11 protein-coding genes, 15 tRNA genes and 2 rRNA genes are annotated in these 15,613 nt (G+C 45.5%); 26 read left to right on the forward strand and 2 right to left on the reverse strand.

The window, feature by feature from the left end; all coding sequences use genetic code 11:
- The 21 genes from KNQ05_RS07640 to KNQ05_RS07740 form a co-directional block, all read left to right on the forward strand.
- Window positions 1-135: ribosomal RNA gene (locus KNQ05_RS07640) — 23S ribosomal RNA — on the forward strand; the annotation flags it as partial.
- A 93-nt stretch (window positions 136-228) separates the two neighbouring features.
- Window positions 229-344: ribosomal RNA gene (rrf, locus tag KNQ05_RS07645) — 5S ribosomal RNA — on the forward strand.
- Window positions 345-350: 6 nt separating this feature from the next.
- Window positions 351-425 (forward strand) — tRNA-Asn (locus KNQ05_RS07650).
- A gap of 26 nt (window positions 426-451) precedes the next feature.
- Window positions 452-542 (forward strand) — tRNA-Ser (locus KNQ05_RS07655).
- Window positions 543-575: 33 nt separating this feature from the next.
- A tRNA-Glu gene (locus KNQ05_RS07660) sits at window positions 576-650 on the forward strand.
- 10 nt (window positions 651-660) lie between these two features.
- Window positions 661-734: transfer RNA gene (locus tag KNQ05_RS07665), tRNA-Met, on the forward strand.
- A gap of 7 nt (window positions 735-741) precedes the next feature.
- Window positions 742-817, forward strand: a tRNA-Asp gene (locus KNQ05_RS07670).
- 7 nt (window positions 818-824) lie between these two features.
- Window positions 825-897: transfer RNA gene (locus tag KNQ05_RS07675), tRNA-Phe, on the forward strand.
- A gap of 36 nt (window positions 898-933) precedes the next feature.
- Window positions 934-1,017 (forward strand) — tRNA-Tyr (locus KNQ05_RS07680).
- 4 nt (window positions 1,018-1,021) lie between these two features.
- Window positions 1,022-1,092 (forward strand) — tRNA-Trp (locus KNQ05_RS07685).
- Window positions 1,093-1,101: 9 nt separating this feature from the next.
- Window positions 1,102-1,174: transfer RNA gene (locus tag KNQ05_RS07690), tRNA-His, on the forward strand.
- 10 nt (window positions 1,175-1,184) lie between these two features.
- Window positions 1,185-1,256 (forward strand) — tRNA-Gln (locus KNQ05_RS07695).
- An 8-nt stretch (window positions 1,257-1,264) separates the two neighbouring features.
- Window positions 1,265-1,339, forward strand: a tRNA-Gly gene (locus KNQ05_RS07700).
- Window positions 1,340-1,345: 6 nt separating this feature from the next.
- Window positions 1,346-1,419, forward strand: a tRNA-Cys gene (locus tag KNQ05_RS07705).
- 35 nt (window positions 1,420-1,454) lie between these two features.
- Window positions 1,455-1,535 (forward strand) — tRNA-Leu (locus tag KNQ05_RS07710).
- Window positions 1,536-1,539: 4 nt separating this feature from the next.
- A tRNA-Gly gene (locus KNQ05_RS07715) sits at window positions 1,540-1,610 on the forward strand.
- Between the two features lie 31 nt (window positions 1,611-1,641).
- Window positions 1,642-1,712, forward strand: a tRNA-Gly gene (locus tag KNQ05_RS07720).
- 82 nt (window positions 1,713-1,794) lie between these two features.
- Entirely contained in the window at window positions 1,795-2,940 is a 1,146-nt protein-coding gene (queG, locus tag KNQ05_RS07725) for a tRNA epoxyqueuosine(34) reductase QueG (RefSeq protein WP_214767949.1), read from the forward strand.
- Complete coding sequence (locus tag KNQ05_RS15780; protein ID WP_088836437.1) at window positions 2,930-3,415, forward strand: methylated-DNA--[protein]-cysteine S-methyltransferase; 486 nt, start codon at window positions 2,930-2,932, stop codon at window positions 3,413-3,415. Before queG ends, KNQ05_RS15780 begins: the two co-directional genes overlap by 11 nt.
- On the forward strand, window positions 3,415-3,888 hold the full coding sequence (trmL, locus tag KNQ05_RS07735) for a tRNA (uridine(34)/cytosine(34)/5-carboxymethylaminomethyluridine(34)-2'-O)-methyltransferase TrmL (protein WP_029332789.1): 474 nt from the start codon (window positions 3,415-3,417) through the stop codon (window positions 3,886-3,888). Before KNQ05_RS15780 ends, trmL begins: the two co-directional genes overlap by 1 nt.
- Window positions 3,889-4,134: 246 nt before the next feature.
- A complete protein-coding gene (locus KNQ05_RS07740; RefSeq protein ID WP_029332790.1) occupies window positions 4,135-4,701 on the forward strand; it encodes a DUF5366 family protein in 567 nt (188 codons plus the stop codon).
- A gap of 3 nt (window positions 4,702-4,704) precedes the next feature.
- Here the strand turns inward: KNQ05_RS07740 and KNQ05_RS07745 are convergent, their stop codons facing one another.
- Window positions 4,705-6,486, reverse strand: a complete 1,782-nt coding sequence (locus tag KNQ05_RS07745) for a transglycosylase domain-containing protein (protein WP_088836439.1) — start codon at window positions 6,484-6,486, stop codon at window positions 4,705-4,707.
- Window positions 6,487-6,693: 207 nt separating this feature from the next.
- Between KNQ05_RS07745 and KNQ05_RS07750 the strand changes: the two genes are divergently transcribed.
- From KNQ05_RS07750 to KNQ05_RS07765, 4 genes are read left to right on the forward strand one after another with little or no spacing between them, the layout of a single operon-like run.
- Complete coding sequence (locus tag KNQ05_RS07750) at window positions 6,694-7,854, forward strand: glucose-1-phosphate adenylyltransferase (protein ID WP_088836440.1); 1,161 nt, start codon at window positions 6,694-6,696, stop codon at window positions 7,852-7,854.
- A 13-nt stretch (window positions 7,855-7,867) separates the two neighbouring features.
- Window positions 7,868-8,968 carry a glucose-1-phosphate adenylyltransferase subunit GlgD gene (gene glgD, locus KNQ05_RS07755; protein WP_029332793.1) on the forward strand — a complete coding sequence of 367 codons (1,101 nt, stop codon included), beginning with the start codon at window positions 7,868-7,870 and terminating at the stop codon, window positions 8,966-8,968.
- Between the two features lie 13 nt (window positions 8,969-8,981).
- Window positions 8,982-10,433, forward strand: coding sequence for a glycogen synthase GlgA (gene glgA, locus KNQ05_RS07760; protein ID WP_214767946.1), 1,452 nt, complete (start codon window positions 8,982-8,984; stop codon window positions 10,431-10,433).
- A gap of 28 nt (window positions 10,434-10,461) precedes the next feature.
- Entirely contained in the window at window positions 10,462-12,885 is a 2,424-nt protein-coding gene (locus tag KNQ05_RS07765) for a glycogen/starch/alpha-glucan phosphorylase (protein WP_214767943.1), read from the forward strand.
- A 38-nt stretch (window positions 12,886-12,923) separates the two neighbouring features.
- Here the strand turns inward: KNQ05_RS07765 and KNQ05_RS07770 are convergent, their stop codons facing one another.
- Window positions 12,924-13,736 carry a sulfurtransferase gene (locus KNQ05_RS07770; RefSeq protein ID WP_239456828.1) on the reverse strand — a complete coding sequence of 271 codons (813 nt, stop codon included), beginning with the start codon at window positions 13,734-13,736 and terminating at the stop codon, window positions 12,924-12,926.
- Between the two features lie 91 nt (window positions 13,737-13,827).
- On the opposite strand from KNQ05_RS07770, the gene KNQ05_RS07775 reads away from it, so the two are divergent.
- The gene (locus tag KNQ05_RS07775; protein ID WP_214767940.1) at window positions 13,828-15,564 is read left to right on the forward strand and encodes a phospho-sugar mutase; all 1,737 of its coding nucleotides are present in this window, start codon (window positions 13,828-13,830) and stop codon (window positions 15,562-15,564) included.
- Window positions 15,565-15,613: the final 49 nt, after the last annotated feature.

Consider the following 15,613-nt stretch of genomic DNA (forward strand, 5'->3'; position numbering starts at 1 on the left):
AGCCCCCTCCAAGATGAGATTTCCCTTTGAGTAATCAAGAAAGACCCCTCAGAGACGATGAGGTAGATAGGTCACGGGTGGAAGCATGGCGACATGCGGAGCTGAGTGATACTAATCGGTCGAGGCCTTGTTCTAGCAGATGATTGTTGATGACTTCAGTTTTGAGGGCGCGAGCCTTTCAAAAAAAGTGCTTGACGTTATGGAAACATAATGTTAAGATAATAGATGTCTGGTGGCGATAGCCAAGTGGTCACACCCGTTCCCATGCCGAACACGGAAGTTAAGCACTTGAACGCCGAAAGTAGTTGGGGGCTTCCCCCTGTGAGGATAGGACGCTGCCAGGCGATCGTTCCGCAATAGCTCAGTGGTAGAGCAACCGGCTGTTAACCGGTAGGTCGTAGGTTCAAATCCTACTTGCGGAGCCATTAATAACTTCTTCACCACGTTCACTGGAGAGCTGTCCGAGTGGCCGAAGGAGCACGATTGGAAATCGTGTAGGCGTCATAAGCGTCTCAAGGGTTCGAATCCCTTGCTCTCCGCCATAATTATATGTAACGTTTCAATTTTACTACGATGGCCCGTTGGTCAAGCGGTTAAGACACCGCCCTTTCACGGCGGTAACACGGGTTCGATTCCCGTACGGGTCACCATTTTTATCATCGCGGGGTGGAGCAGTCTGGTAGCTCGTTGGGCTCATAACCCAAAGGTCGTCGGTTCAAATCCGGCCCCCGCAATACATACGGTCCTGTGGTGTAGCGGTTAACATGCCTGCCTGTCACGCAGGAGATCGCGGGTTCGAATCCCGTCAGGACCGCCATTGTTAAGGCTTTGTAGCTCAGTCGGTAGAGCAGAGGACTGAAAATCCTCGTGTCGGCGGTTCGATTCCGTCCAAAGCCACCTTTTATAGAAGAATGAAGTTGATTTCCCATTTGTGGGGGGGTAGCGAAGTGGCTAAACGCGGCGGACTGTAAATCCGCTCCCTCGGGTTCGGCGGTTCGAATCCGCCCCCCCCCACCACCATAGGGGCATAGTTTAGCGGTAGAACTACGGTCTCCAAAACCGTCAGCGCGGGTTCGATTCCTGCTGCCCCTGTTTATTATGGCGATTGTGGCGAAGTGGTTAACGCACCGGATTGTGATTCCGGCATTCGTGGGTTCAATTCCCATCAGTCGCCCTCTTATTATTGGGCTGTAGCCAAGTGGTAAGGCACTGGATTTTGATTCCAGCACGCGAAGGTTCGATCCCTTCCAGCCCAGCTTTTTAAGCGGAAGTAGTTCAGTGGTAGAATACGACCTTGCCAAGGTCGGGGTCGCGGGTTCGAATCCCGTCTTCCGCTCCAACGAGTGGCGCCATAGCCAAGTGGTAAGGCAGAGGACTGCAACTCCTCTATCGTCAGTTCGATTCTGACTGGCGCCTCCAATTCTTTTCAATTCAATAGTTTTGCAAGAGATTGTGCCGGTGTGGCGGAACTGGTAGACGCGCACGACTCAAAATCGTGTTCCTTTGGAGTGTCGGTTCGATTCCGACCACCGGTATCTTGCGGGTGTAGTTTAGTGGTAAAACCTCAGCCTTCCAAGCTGATGATGAGGGTTCGATTCCCTTCACCCGCTTTACCTTTTCACAATCTTAGTTTTAACCCATGCGGGTGTAGTTTAGTGGTAAAACCTCAGCCTTCCAAGCTGATGATGAGGGTTCGATTCCCTTCACCCGCTTATTTAAAAGAGCAACGTGTCGTTTTCATCTGACACATTGCTCTTTTTGTTTAGGATAGAACGATGAAAGGAGGGATCTGTCATGCGCGGAGAACAACTTAAAGAAACACTTCAAGCATATGCTTTAGAGATTGGGATCGATGTGTTTCGGGTGACGACGGCCGATCCATTTTTAACGATGAAACAACGATTGATTGATCAGCAGGATAAAAATTATGCATCTGGTTTTGAAGAACCTGATCTCGAAAAACGGACAACTCCGAAACTGTTGCTAGATGACGCGGTATCAATCATCGCGATTGCAGTTGCTTACCCGAGTAAGTTAACGGATGCACCACGTGGGAAAGCCGGGGAACGGCGTGGGATTTTTGGTCGCTCTTCTTGGGGGCTTGATTATCATCAGGCGCTGAATCAACGACTCCAGCTACTAGAGAAAAAAATCGAAGAGTTATCGCCTGGAGCAAAGACACGTTCGATGGTGGATACTGGTGAACTCGTCGATCGCGCCGTCGCAGAACGGGCAGGAATTGGTTTTAGCGGAAAGAATTGTTCGATCATTAGCGAAGAACATGGATCTTATCTTTATCTCGGTGAATTGATTACAGATCTTTACTTACCTCCTGATCAAGCGGTTGAAGAACTCTGCGGAACGTGTAATAAGTGCATCGATGCCTGTCCGACGGATGCATTAGTCGAGCCGGGGGTAATTGATGCGAAACGTTGTATCTCCTTTATTACCCAAACGAAGACGCTGATTCCGGAAGATTTCCGTTACGCATTAGGTAATCGCTTATACGGCTGTGATACATGTCAGCAAGTTTGTCCTTACAATCGAAAAAAACATGCGACGCAACATGCTGAATTGCAGCCGGACCCGGAACAAGTCAAACCACTCTTAATTCCAATCTTGTCGCTCAGCAATCGTGAATTCAAAGCGAAATTCGGTTCGCTTTCAGGAGCATGGCGTGGAAAGAAGCCGATTCAACGAAATGCGATTTGTGCACTCGTCCATTATCAAGACAAGACAGCGCTTGATGCTCTGCGCTTGATGGCAGAAACAGATCCACGTGATGATATGCGGGCTCTCGCGCTCTGGGCGATTGGCCGTATTGCGGGGGGCGATGAAAAAAGTTACGTAGAAGAACGACTAATGAATGATTCCGCACAGGATGTCCAAACGGAAGGTGAGCGTCTTTTGTCGGAGTGGAGGGAACCCGATGCCGTATAAACAAGTGAAGTTCACGTTCGGAGAGTTACTGATTGCCTGGGAGGACGACGTCGTTGTTTATTTAGATTTTGGTCTTGATACTGAGCGCGCTAAACGATATGTTCGAGAAGGACAGCGGTACGAAGCGCCACTTCCACTGCATCTAAAACAAGCTCTCGATGATTATGAAAATCGTCTACCAAATGCGCTAGAACGCATTAGTTGCCGCCTCGACGTGACGGATTTTCAGCGGCGTGTTCTTACGAATCTTCGAAGGATTCCATTCGGAGAAACAGCGAGTTATGGAACATTAGCTAAAATGATGGGTTCCGAAAAAGCAGCGCGAGCCGTCGGTGGGGCATTAAATCGAAACCCGATCGCGCTGATTTATCCTTGTCATCGAATCATCGGGGCATCCGGAAAGTTGACGGGGTTTGCGAGTGGAATCGATCATAAACAAGCGCTACTTGCGCATGAGATAGGAGAGAGAAGATAATGGCAATTCATGTTGTAATGTATCAACCAGAGATTCCTCAAAATACAGGAAATATCTCAAGAACGTGTGCTGCGACACATTCCGTTCTTCATTTAATCCGTCCATTAGGTTTTTCAACGGATGATAAGCAGTTGAAACGAGCCGGACTCGATTATTGGGAGTTTGTTGATGTAAGATATCATGATTCACTCGAAGAATTATGGGAGAAGCACCCGGAAGGGAAGTTTTATTACATCACGAAGTATGGGGAACAGTATCCAAGTCAAATTGATTTGTCAAATGTCGAGGAAGACTACTTCTTTGTATTCGGTCGAGAAACAAAAGGCTTACCGCTTGAAGTGATCGACCAAAATGCAGATCGTTGTATTCGATTACCGCAGTCAAATTTAGTTCGTTCGCTAAATGTCTCAAATACGGCTGCAATTATCGTGTATGAAGCATTACGGCAGCAAGGGTACGCTGGACTACTTTAAACACAAAAAAGCGCTGACGCATCCTATTCGATGCATCAGCGCCTTTTTATTATTCGTTACCTTCAGGTTTTTTGTTGTAGCCTGCAGTGAAAATCGCTGTCAAGAAAGCGAGACTTACACCAATCATTAAAATAAATGCCATTTTTGCTTCCCCCTTCAGTCTCAATAACCGATATAATCTATTATAGTATACCTGTAAGAGAAATTGTGTGCTACATATGAATTTTCTATGAATGGAGATTGGAAATGCGGACGAATGTCTATCTGTTAAGTTATGCGCCGTTGATTAGCATCCTGTTGTTCAGTACGTCGCTTGCGATTGCGACATCGGAGTTAGCACTCTCATGGCTAAAGGATGTCGGTGTATACAATGAATTGTTACAAATTTTGAGCGCACGTGACACTAAATTATTAGTTTGGCTTGGTTTTTTGATTGTCTATTTTATGATTTTTAGTACGCTCAAACTGATTTCAGACACAATCAATCAGTTAGGGTTTGCCTTCTTCATCAAGGAACAGATTGGGACGACACTCAGTATGCTTCGACCTGGTAGCATTTTATTGCTCGTAGGTGGATGCATCAGCTTTGCTTTCATGACATCGTTCCCACTCGTCTGCCTCGTATTAGCAAGTTCATTCCTAATTTATTTTTTCTTTTATACCTTTCAAATCAGCAAGATGACGACTGCGGCCGGAGCGATTGGCTTGATTGTCTTTTTGTTTCTTGCATGGGGCATCTTACTGGCTGGCTTAGCCTGGGTCGGATTGACTTTGTTCAATTCGTTAGGCGAAGCGATTTTATTCCCGAAATGATCGTCAGCGTAGAATGTTAGCCCACGTCCTTACTTGAAGCGTTGAGTTGGCCTCGGCAGGGAAAGGTCGTGGGATGTCTGCGCCTAACCAAATCCCTCCTATGTGTTGATCTTTGATTCCGACGAACCACATATCTTTATTATCATTCGTCGTCCCTGTTTTTCCACCGATATAAGTGGGGCGTGCATCATAACCAAGACGCCCTGTTCCGTATGTCATGACATTCGTCAATCCTTTACGTAACACCTGGTTTGTCCGACTCGACCAAATGCGATTATTTTGAACAGTATGCCGATACAGCGTCCCTTCGCCTTTCGATAAGGTGATGGTTCGAACCATGGATGCTGGACTATACAAGCCGTCATTAACAAACGTTGTATAGGCATTCGTTAACTCGTAAGGACTAACACCATATTTTAATCCACCTAACGCACTCGTGTAGGCATTGTCTTGCTTCGACCATTGGCTGAATTTAAACGGACGAATCGCTTTTAATCCTTCAGCGAAGGAGACAGAAAACGCACGAAGGGCTGGCGTGTTATAGGAATAGGCAATGGCATCGGCAAGTGTGACTTCACCAAGAATCCGGTTCCCGCTATTTTCAGGACAATAGCCGTCAAAGCAAACAGGACGACCGTCAAGAGGACTACTTAACGTAGCTTTTGTTTTCTCGAGGTATGGTCCATAGACGAGTAAGGGCTTTAATGTGGATCCCGGTTGACGAAAGGATTGTGTTGCCCGATTGAATTGACCAGGTAAGTCAGTTTTATGGCCGACAAGTGCTGTCACACCATGCGTTCGTCCATCAATTCCAACATAAGCACCTTCGATTTCCTTAGGTAGTGCCACGATGGATTGTTTGGCCCGTGTTTGCTCCGTTGAATCCAAATAAGTCGCAATCGTCGCGCCATGTTGATGCAGATATTGTTGTGCGGCCTCATAATCTAATTTTTTGATGGCGGCCGTTTGACGGATTGCTTCCTTGACACTTGCATCAATATAGTCAGGGAATGGGATGACCGGCTTATTGAAGGACAATGCAATTTCTTTTGTTTTAATCGATTTTGGTATCGTGTCTGTATTTGCTAAAATTTTTAAAATCCGCTGTTGACGTTTTTCTGTATTTTGAGGTGAACGTAACGGATCGTATAGTGTGGGGTTGTTTGGAATCGCCGCTAGATAACTCACTTCTGCCCACGTCAAATCGTTCGCCTTTTTTCCGAGGTACGCCGATGATGCCAGTTCGATTCCATAAATATTATTTGCGAAATAGGCTTGATTGACATATGCCGTTAAGAGTTCTTTTTTGGAGTATTTTTGCTCCAATGAAATGGCGATTAAAAGTTCTTTTATTTTTCTAGTATATGTTTTTTCATTTGAAAGATACGTCATTCGAGCCAATTGTTGTGTAATCGTACTGCCACCTTGCCCTTTTTGGTCAGTCGATTGATTTTCAGTGAATGCGCGAAGAATTCCTGTAATATCATAACCACCATGCTGATAGAAACGTTGATCTTCGATAGCGATGAAGGTTTGTTCGACCTTTTTAGGTAACGCATTTGCTGTTAAATCATCACGGCGAAGTCCATCGTACAACTTTACCTTCTCTTTGCCGTATGTGACAGTGATCGGTTTGTACGACGTCAATGGTTGACGGGTCGTCTGTACATCTGCCCAATGGAAAAGTTTGCGGGACGTCTCGAGTTGGTCGCGAACGGAAAACAACGTCAAAAGTAAACCGATAGTAAGTCCAATTAATAAAAGGTAGCCAGTCGTAATTCTCATGAAAACTCCTCTCAAAAGACATTTCCTTCTTATTATCGGTCTCTTTTAAGCAAAGGAATAGATTTTTTTCTGAATTTCGTATTTTAATAAACCTATTTTGCAGGAATGTTATATTAAAAAGAGAAAAGGTGGGTATATAAGAGTATCTGTATAAAAACTACATCATGGTCTGACTGTAAAGAAAGAGCATAAACTGGAGGGGACGAAATGGCTAAAAAGAATGTTGTGGCAATGCTACTTGCTGGTGGAGAAGGAAAACGTCTAGGAGCACTTACGAAACACACTGCAAAACCAGCAGTTGCGTTCGGAGGGAAATATCGAATCATTGATTTCCCATTATCGAACTGTACGAACTCGGGAATCGATACAGTCGGTGTCTTAACGCAATATGAACCACTAGAATTGAACCGTTATCTCGGAATCGGGAGTGCCTGGGACTTAGACCGTCGAAACGGGGGATTAACGATCTTGCCTCCATATCAAGCCCAAAACGGAAAGAACTGGTATGAAGGAACGGCCAACGCGATTTATCGGAACATGAGTTACATCAATCAATACGATCCAAACTATGTCCTTGTCCTATCTGGAGACCATATCTATAAGATGGATTATGAGAAGATGATTGAAGAGCATCGTCAAGGTGGGGCAGATGTAACGATTTCAGTCCGTGAAGTGCCGTGGGAAGAAGCACCACGTTTTGGAATCTTAAACACAGATGATGATTTACGGATCAATGAGTTTGAAGAAAAACCTGAAAATCCAAAATCGAACTTAGCCTCAATGGGCATATACGTCTTCAACTGGGATATTTTAAAACGTCACCTCATTCAAGACGCCGGGGATGCCGAGTCAAGCTTTGACTTCGGGAAAAACATTATTCCGAATATGTTGTTTGAAAACTTAAATATTCGCGCGTACAAATTTAAAGGATATTGGAAAGATGTTGGGACAATCCAGTCGTTATGGGAAGCGAATATGGATTTACTTGAAGCGGAACCAGAGTTCGACTTGTATGAACCATCGTGGAAAGTACATTCCGTTAACCCGAATCAACAACCACAGTACATCGGAAACAATGCGACGATTGAAACGTCAATCATCAATGAAGGCTGTCACATTGAAGGTGAAATCAACCATTCCGTTCTCTTCTACGGCGTTGATGTCGCGGAAGGTGCACTCGTGAAAGATTCGGTCATTTTCCCGAATGTCAAAATCGGAAAAGATGTCACGATTCATCGTGCGATTTTAGCGGACGGCGTCGTCGTCGAAGACGGCGCAACAATCGGTACACCGGGCGGCGAAGTGTTCGTCATCGAGGCAAATAGTGTCATCAAGAAAAATGAAGTCGTAAAAGAAGCGATTCAATAAGGGGGAACTACCGATGAAAGCAGATCTATTGGGTGTCATTAATTTAAGTGGAGAAGAAGGATTCTTTAAAGAACTGACGGAGCATCGAAATTTAGCCGCGGTTCCGTTCGCCGGACGGTATCGGTTGATTGATTTCACGTTGACGAACATGGTACAAAATGAAATCGCCAACATTGGTGTCTTTACGCTTGAAAAGTACCGAGCGATGATGGACCACCTTGGGTCGGGAAAAGAGTGGGATCTTGATCGTTCGAACGGGGGACTCTATATCTTCCCACCCGCATTATCACAAGATGCCCATGAATTCCGGGGCGATTTATCAAACTTCCATTTACACCGCGACTTCTTCTTGCGTAGTAAAGAAAACTACCTCGTGATTTCGGGTTCGAATGTGTTATCGGCAGTAGATTATCGCGATGTCTTGCGTGAACATAAAGAATCGAATGCTGACATCACAGTCGTCTATACGAAGCGTGACTTGCCATGTAAATATTGCCGTCCGATTCGTTTTGGTGATCAAAATCGAGTGACAGCGATTGGTTCGCGCGGTTTTGAACCGTCTGACGAAACATTCTATATGGAAACAGTCGTCCTATCGAAAAACCTGTTCGTCCGTCTCGTTGACGAAGCAGTCGGTCGTGGCGAATATGATTTGCTTCAAAGCATCATTCGCTCGCAGTTGAACCGTCTGCATGTTCATGGGTACGAGTATCAGGGCACATCACAAGTCATCCACTCACTACGCTCGTATTACCGTGAGAGCATGCTATTGCTCGAGCAGTGGGGAGCAATCAATGATTTCCAACATGTCTACACGAAGATTAAGCATGAACCACCGACACGTTATCTCCCAGGCTCGACGATCAAGAACTCGCTCGTCGCGAATGGATGTAAATTAGAAGGAACAGCGAAAGACAGCATCTTATTCCGGGGTGTGAAAGTCGGGAAACATGCTCGTGTTAAAAATTCAATCATCATGCAAAAATCGGTCATCGAAGAAGGTGCAGTCGTCGAATACGCGATTCTCGATAAAGAAGTCACTGTCAAACGTGGACAAGTGATTCGTGGAACGGCGGAAGAACCGATCGTCATCAAAAAACAAACAATCGTTTAAAGGGGATGTCATCATGAAGGTATGGTTTGCTGCCACAGAAGCGACACCCTTCATCAAGACGGGGGGGCTAGCTGACGTCGTCGGCTCGCTCCCTTTAGCGCTTGCTGAAGAGGGTGCGGAAGTATCCGTTGTCTTACCGAACTATGGTCAAATTAAAGAACAGTTCAAGTCGGAAATGGAATTTTTATTCGATTTCATCGTACCCGTCGGCTGGCGGCAACAGTTTGGTGCCGTCCTACGTCTGAAACAGGATGGTGTCACATTTTATTTCATCGATAATGAATATTACTTTAATCGAGATGGGATTATTTATGGTCATTACGACGATGCGGAGCGTTTCGCATACTTTTCCCGGGCGGTGCTCGAGATGATTCAACACCTTGATCGTGCGGAAGTACCAGATGTCATTCATTGTCATGATTGGCAGACCGGTGTCATTCCAGCTTTCTTACGAATTCATTACCAACACCTTGAGCGTTATCAAGACATCAAAACGGTCTTTACGATTCATAATTTGCAGTACCAAGGTATTTTCCCGGAAGAAGTTCTTGGCGATTTACTTGGCCTCAGTCATGAACACTTTACGATGGATGGACTTGCGCATAACGGTCTCGTCAACTATATGAAAGCGGGACTTGTTCACGCCAATCAAATTACGACGGTCAGCCCATCGTATCGGGATGAAATCATGGACCCGTACTATGGTGAGAGTCTAGAATCCATCTTGCAACACCGGGCAGTCGATGTTCGTGGGATTTTAAACGGAATTGACTACCGTCAATTCAATCCGGAAACAGACGAGCATCTTGTCGAGAATTATGATGTTGAGACGGCTGAAGAAGGAAAAGCAGTAAATAAAGAAGCATTGCAAAAAGAATTGGGTTTACCGGTCAATCCGGATGTTCCACTTTTCGGATTCGTGTCGCGTCTTGTCGACCAAAAAGGAATTGATTTACTTGCGCACATTTTACCTGATTTATTCGAACTCGACGCGCAGTTTATCATTCTCGGGTCAGGTGAGGCGGAATACGAGGGCTTGTTCCACCATGCGACAACAATTCGTCCGGATAAAGTGGCTTCATACATCGGCTTTGACGTCGGACTCGCTCAACGTATTTATGCAGGGAGCGACGCGTTCTTGATGCCGTCACGCTTTGAACCGTGTGGACTCAGTCAATTGATTTCGATGAAGTATGGTTCTTTACCTGTCGTCCGTGAAACAGGTGGTTTGCGAGACACGGTGACACCATTCAATCAATTTACATTAGAGGGAAATGGCTTCTCGTTCTCGAATTATAATGCACATGACTTCCTTGACGCGATCAAGCGAACGATTGATGTCTATCAAGATAAACCAGTCTTTAAGCATCTGATTGAGACAGCAATGGAAGAAGATTTTAGCTGGATTCGCTCAGCCGATGAATATTTAGCACTCTATCATCTCATCGCACCATCTGTTGACTGATTGGGATTAAGAGAAATGAGGTTTTGGCATGTTTAAAGATAAAGAGAAGTTCAAGAAGAGGTTTAATGAGCGGTTTGTGTCGATGCACGGAAAAGCACTGAGTGAAGCAACAGAGAATGATGTGTATCAAACACTCGCCTACATGGTCCGGGAATATGTCACATCAGATTGGATGCACACGAAGGAAACCTATATCCATAAAAAGAGTAAGCAAGTCTACTATTTCTCGCTCGAATTTTTGCTCGGACGTTTTCTGTACAACAACTTGCTGAGCTTAGACGTACTCGAGGAAGTTCGCGAGGGATTAGAGGAACTTGGCTACGACCTAGCAGACTTGACGGAAGAAGAGCCGGAACCAGGACTTGGTAACGGAGGGCTCGGACGATTAGCAGCATGTTTCTTAGACTCGTTGGCAGCTCTCGGTCTACCTGGACACGGGAACGGAATTCGATACCAGTATGGTTTATTTAAACAAAAAATCATCGACGGCTATCAAGTCGAACTCCCGGATAACTGGCTCAAAAACGGAAACATGTGGGAGATACGTCGTCCCGATAAGGCAGTCGATATTCCGTTCGGTGGACACGTCTGGCTCGAGGAAGTAGACGGCGGGTACCGTGTCCATCATGAACCAGCTGAAATTGTCCGGGCCGTCCCGTATGATATGCCAATCGTCGGCTATCAAAATGGTGTCGTCAATAACTTGCGTCTTTGGAGCGCAGAATCTCCATATGATGATGATGAACTGTTGCACCAGCACAGCGGGAACTATAAAGATTTACTTGCACATAAACAATCGATTCAAACGATTTCAGAGTTTCTTTATCCGGACGATACGACGTACGAAGGGAAAGTCCTACGTTTGAAGCAACAATATTTCTTTGTTGCCGCCGGCTTACGGAGTATTCTCTTGTCTCACAAAAAACGAAATGCATCGTTTAAACAGCTCGGAAATCAAATCGCGATTCATATCAACGACACACACCCAGTCGTCGCGATTCCAGAACTGATGCGGATTCTAATTGATGAGGAAGGCTATGAGTGGGAAGAAGCGTGGCGCATCACGAAGAGTGTCATGTCGTTTACGAACCATACATTGCTCGCCGAAGCGCTCGAGCGCTGGCCGGTCGACTTATTTAGAAATTTATTACCGCGGATTTATCAAATCATCGAGGAAATTAATCGTCGCTTCTGTCAGGACGTTCTTGATAACTATCCACACCTTGCTTCACACATGCAAGAAATCGCCATCATCGCCGATGGACGGATCAACATGGCGAACTTAGCAGTTGTCGGGACACATTCGACGAACGGCGTCGCACAGATTCATACTGAAATCCTGAAACAACGGGAGATGCGTCTGTTTTACGAGATGTTCCCACTTCGTTTCAACAATAAAACGAACGGGATTACGCATCGTCGCTGGTTCTTGTTATCGAACCCGCAACTCGCGAACCGTGTGACGGAAGCGATTGGAGATAGCTGGATCAATCATCCGTCAGACTTGCAAAAGTTGACGAAATGGTCGGAAGATCGTCAACTCCAACAGGATATCAAACAAATTAAGCTTGAAAATAAACAGGAACTTGCTCGATTGATTGAAGCGGAGACAGGCATTACTGTCGATCCATATTCGATTTTTGATGTGCAAGTCAAGCGTCTCCATGCCTATAAACGCCAGTTACTTAATGCTTTGCATATCCATTCGTTGTATTACCGTCTAAAAGAAGATAAATCCTTCAAGATGACACCACGGACCTTTATTTTCGGAGCAAAAGCAGCTCCGGGGTATCATTATGCGAAAGAAGTCATTCGTTACATCAATGCACTCGCAAAATTGATTAATTCTGATGCGGAAGTCAGCCCTTACATGAAAGTCGTGTTCTTAGAAAACTATCGTGTTTCGCTTGCTGAAAAAATCTTCCCGGCGAGTGATGTCAGTGAGCAGATCTCGACGGCGAGTTATGAAGCGTCTGGTACAGGAAACATGAAGTTCATGATGAACGGGGCCTTGACAATCGGGACACTTGACGGAGCGAACATTGAGATTCGGGACGAGGTCGAGGATGCAAATATCTTTATTTTCGGACTTACACCGCAAGAGGTCATGAACTATAAAAAGTACGGTGGCTATAATGCATACGACCAATACAGTTCACAACCGGAGTTACGGAGAATCGTCGATAGCTTAGTTGATGGTTCATTATTCCCGGTTGGGGAGTTTCAAGCGATTTATGACTCGCTCATCACGTATAACGATGAGTACTTGATTTTAAAAGACTTCCAGTCGTATCAGCAGGCACAAGAACGAATCGACCGGACGTATCAAAACCCTGAGAAGTGGTACCAGATGGTTATTATGAACATTGGAAAATCAGGTGTCTTCTCGAGTGACCGGACGATTAAAGAATATGCGAACGCGATTTGGAACATCAAGCCGGTTCAAGTTTGATCATAAGAAAAAGCCTGATCTAATCAGGCTTTTAAAAATTATGAAATATCGTTCGTTTGACTAATCCAGTCGCTATAAGAACCAGCGTATAGCCGAACATCATTTTTACCGAGCGAGTGTAATGCGAGTATGTTGACGCAAGCTGTCACACCGCTACCACAATAGAGGATCGGAGATGCTTCTTCAAGTAACGGAGCATAAAGCTCCTTTAAATCTTCTGCATCTTTCAGTCTTCCGTCGGGTGAAATCGCTTCTTCGAAGAAACAATTGACAGCACCGGGAATGTGACCAGCTACAGCATCAATCGTTTCGTTCTGACCCTTGAATCTGTCAGGGGAACGAGAGTCGACGAGTAGCGTATCCGTCGAACGTCCTTTGACTGTCTCAAAATCGACGAGCATGTCATCTTGGAACTCAGCGTCGTATGTAGAAGGCGCGAAGGATTCCAAATCTTGTGTCATCGGATAGTCAAACGCAAGGTAAGAGGAGAGGCCGCCTTCGAGTACGACGACGCGTTCATGACCGGCCCATTTGAAAAGCCACCATGCGCGTGCTGCATAAGGAAAACCATCATCATATAAGACGACGAAGTCATCATTTTTAATGCCGTGCGCTTCTAGCGTTTGAATCCATTTTTCTTTCGACGGTAAAGGATGACGCCCGCCCGTAGAGGATACGGGTCCTGATAAATCATTTGCTAAATCTAGATACAGTGCACCAGGCACATGTTGGTCCTCAAAAGCTAGACGACCATAATTCGGATCACGTAAATCGTAGCGGCAATCGAACCAACGGATTTGATCCGAGTGGACGAGTTGTTGTAAGTCCGCCATTTGAATGGTTGGAAACATTTGAATCACCTCGACCTTTCTAGATTAATCATATGAAAGGTGACGCTTCATCGCAAGTGTGACTTCGATAAATTAAAGGAGTGGAATGAATATGTCATGGAAAGAGACCTATCAAAAGTGGAATCAGTTTGAAAAATTAGAGCCTGAATTGAAAGAAGAGCTCGTCGCGTTATCAGCAGATGATAAAGCGGCAGAGGACGCTTTTTATAAAGAACTTGAGTTTGGTACTGGCGGTATGCGTGGAGAAATCGGTGTCGGTACGAACCGGATGAACGTTTACACAGTCCGTAAAGCATCTCAAGGGTTTGCAGACTTTATTAAAGCGGCAGGGGAAGAAGCTGTCACGCAAGGAATCGTCATTGCACATGACTCGCGTCACTTTTCGCCTGAGTTTGCTTTAGAAGCAGCAAAAACGCTTGCAAGCAATGGCATTAAAGCATATTTATTCGATGGACTACGTCCGACACCAGAATTATCGTTTGCTGTACGTGAGCTTCGCGCTGCAGGGGGGATCGTCATTACGGCAAGCCACAACCCGCCTGAGTACAATGGTTACAAAGTATACGGTAATGACGGTGGACAATTGCCGCCAAAAGAAGCGGATGAACTCGTATCGTATGTCGATCAAGTTGAAGATGAACTATCGATCGTGTTAGAAGCAGAAGAAGTCCTTCGGGCAAATGGACTTATCGTTCGTGTCGGAGAACAAATCGATGATGCGTATCAAGAAAAATTAAAAACGATTCGTGTTTTACCGGCGATTCAAGACGAGTTGCAAGATTCATTAAAAATTGTGTTCACGCCACTTCACGGAACAGGTCTTGTTCCTGTTACTGTCGGACTAAAGAACTACGGTTTTGAAAACGTGACGGTCGTTGAAGAACAAGCAAAACCGGACGGGGCGTTCCCAACGGTTTCGTCACCGAACCCGGAAGAACACGCTGCGTTTGAACTTGCCATCGAATACGGGAATCGGGTCGACGCGGATGTACTGCTCGCGACAGATCCTGATGCAGACCGCGTCGGTGTAGCGACGCGCGATGCAAGTGGGGAATGGACGGTACTGACAGGAAACCAAACGGGTGCATTGTTACTCGACTACATCCTGTCGCAAAAATCAGCCCAAGGTACATTACCGGCGAACGGCTTTGTCGCGAAAACAATCGTAACATCAGAACTCGGTGCGTTAATTGCCCGTCATTACAATCTGCATGTCGAAAACACATTAACGGGCTTTAAATTCATCGGTGAAAAAATTAAACAATATAATGCGTCAGGTGAATATGAATACCTGTTCGGTTATGAAGAAAGTTACGGTTATTTGATCGGCGATTTTTGTCGCGACAAGGATGCTGTCCAGGCGTGCTTACTCGCAGCAGAGATGGCAGCGTACCATAAGAAAGAAGGACGGACGTTGTATGAGGCATTACAAGCCATTTACGAACAGTTCGGTTACTTCGAAGAGTCGTTACGTTCACTGACGTTAAAAGGAAAGGACGGAGTGGAACAAATTGGACGAATCATGAACACGTTCCGTGAAAACCCACCCAAACAAGTGGCGGGAGAGAAAGTGGTCTTGTTCGAAGATTACGATGCGAGCATGGCGCACGACTTGATTCAACACAAACCATCGCCAATCAATCTTCCGAAATCGAACGTGCTGAAGTTCACGCTTGAGGATGGTTCATGGTTCTGCCTCCGCCCATCAGGAACGGAACCGAAAATCAAGTTTTACTTCAGTGTAACTTCACCGGATGCGGCGGATACGACACGTAAACGTCAACTGATTGAAGATGAAGTGATGCAAGAAGTGGAACAAATTCAGTAAGACCGTTGACTAAATGATTATCAAGGCACGAGTACCGGACAGGTATCTC

The organism is Exiguobacterium sp. s125 (assembly GCF_018618605.1).
Lineage (GTDB): Bacteria > Bacillota > Bacilli > Exiguobacteriales > Exiguobacteriaceae > Exiguobacterium_A > Exiguobacterium_A oxidotolerans.

Excerpts from the sequence above, each read along its gene's own strand:
- queG (WP_214767949.1), top strand. The coding sequence starts at position 1,795 with ATGCGCGGAGAACAACTTAAAGAAACACTTCAAGCATATGCTTTAGAG.
- KNQ05_RS15780 (WP_088836437.1), top strand. The coding sequence starts at position 2,930 with ATGCCGTATAAACAAGTGAAGTTCACGTTCGGAGAGTTACTGATTGCC.
- trmL (WP_029332789.1), top strand. The coding sequence starts at position 3,415 with ATGGCAATTCATGTTGTAATGTATCAACCAGAGATTCCTCAAAATACA.
- KNQ05_RS07740 (WP_029332790.1), top strand. The coding sequence starts at position 4,135 with ATGCGGACGAATGTCTATCTGTTAAGTTATGCGCCGTTGATTAGCATC.
- KNQ05_RS07745 (WP_088836439.1), bottom strand. The coding sequence starts at position 6,486 with ATGAGAATTACGACTGGCTACCTTTTATTAATTGGACTTACTATCGGT.
- KNQ05_RS07750 (WP_088836440.1), top strand. The coding sequence starts at position 6,694 with ATGGCTAAAAAGAATGTTGTGGCAATGCTACTTGCTGGTGGAGAAGGA.
- glgD (WP_029332793.1), top strand. The coding sequence starts at position 7,868 with ATGAAAGCAGATCTATTGGGTGTCATTAATTTAAGTGGAGAAGAAGGA.
- glgA (WP_214767946.1), top strand. The coding sequence starts at position 8,982 with ATGAAGGTATGGTTTGCTGCCACAGAAGCGACACCCTTCATCAAGACG.
- KNQ05_RS07765 (WP_214767943.1), top strand. The coding sequence starts at position 10,462 with ATGTTTAAAGATAAAGAGAAGTTCAAGAAGAGGTTTAATGAGCGGTTT.
- KNQ05_RS07770 (WP_239456828.1), bottom strand. The coding sequence starts at position 13,736 with ATGTTTCCAACCATTCAAATGGCGGACTTACAACAACTCGTCCACTCG.
- KNQ05_RS07775 (WP_214767940.1), top strand. The coding sequence starts at position 13,828 with ATGTCATGGAAAGAGACCTATCAAAAGTGGAATCAGTTTGAAAAATTA.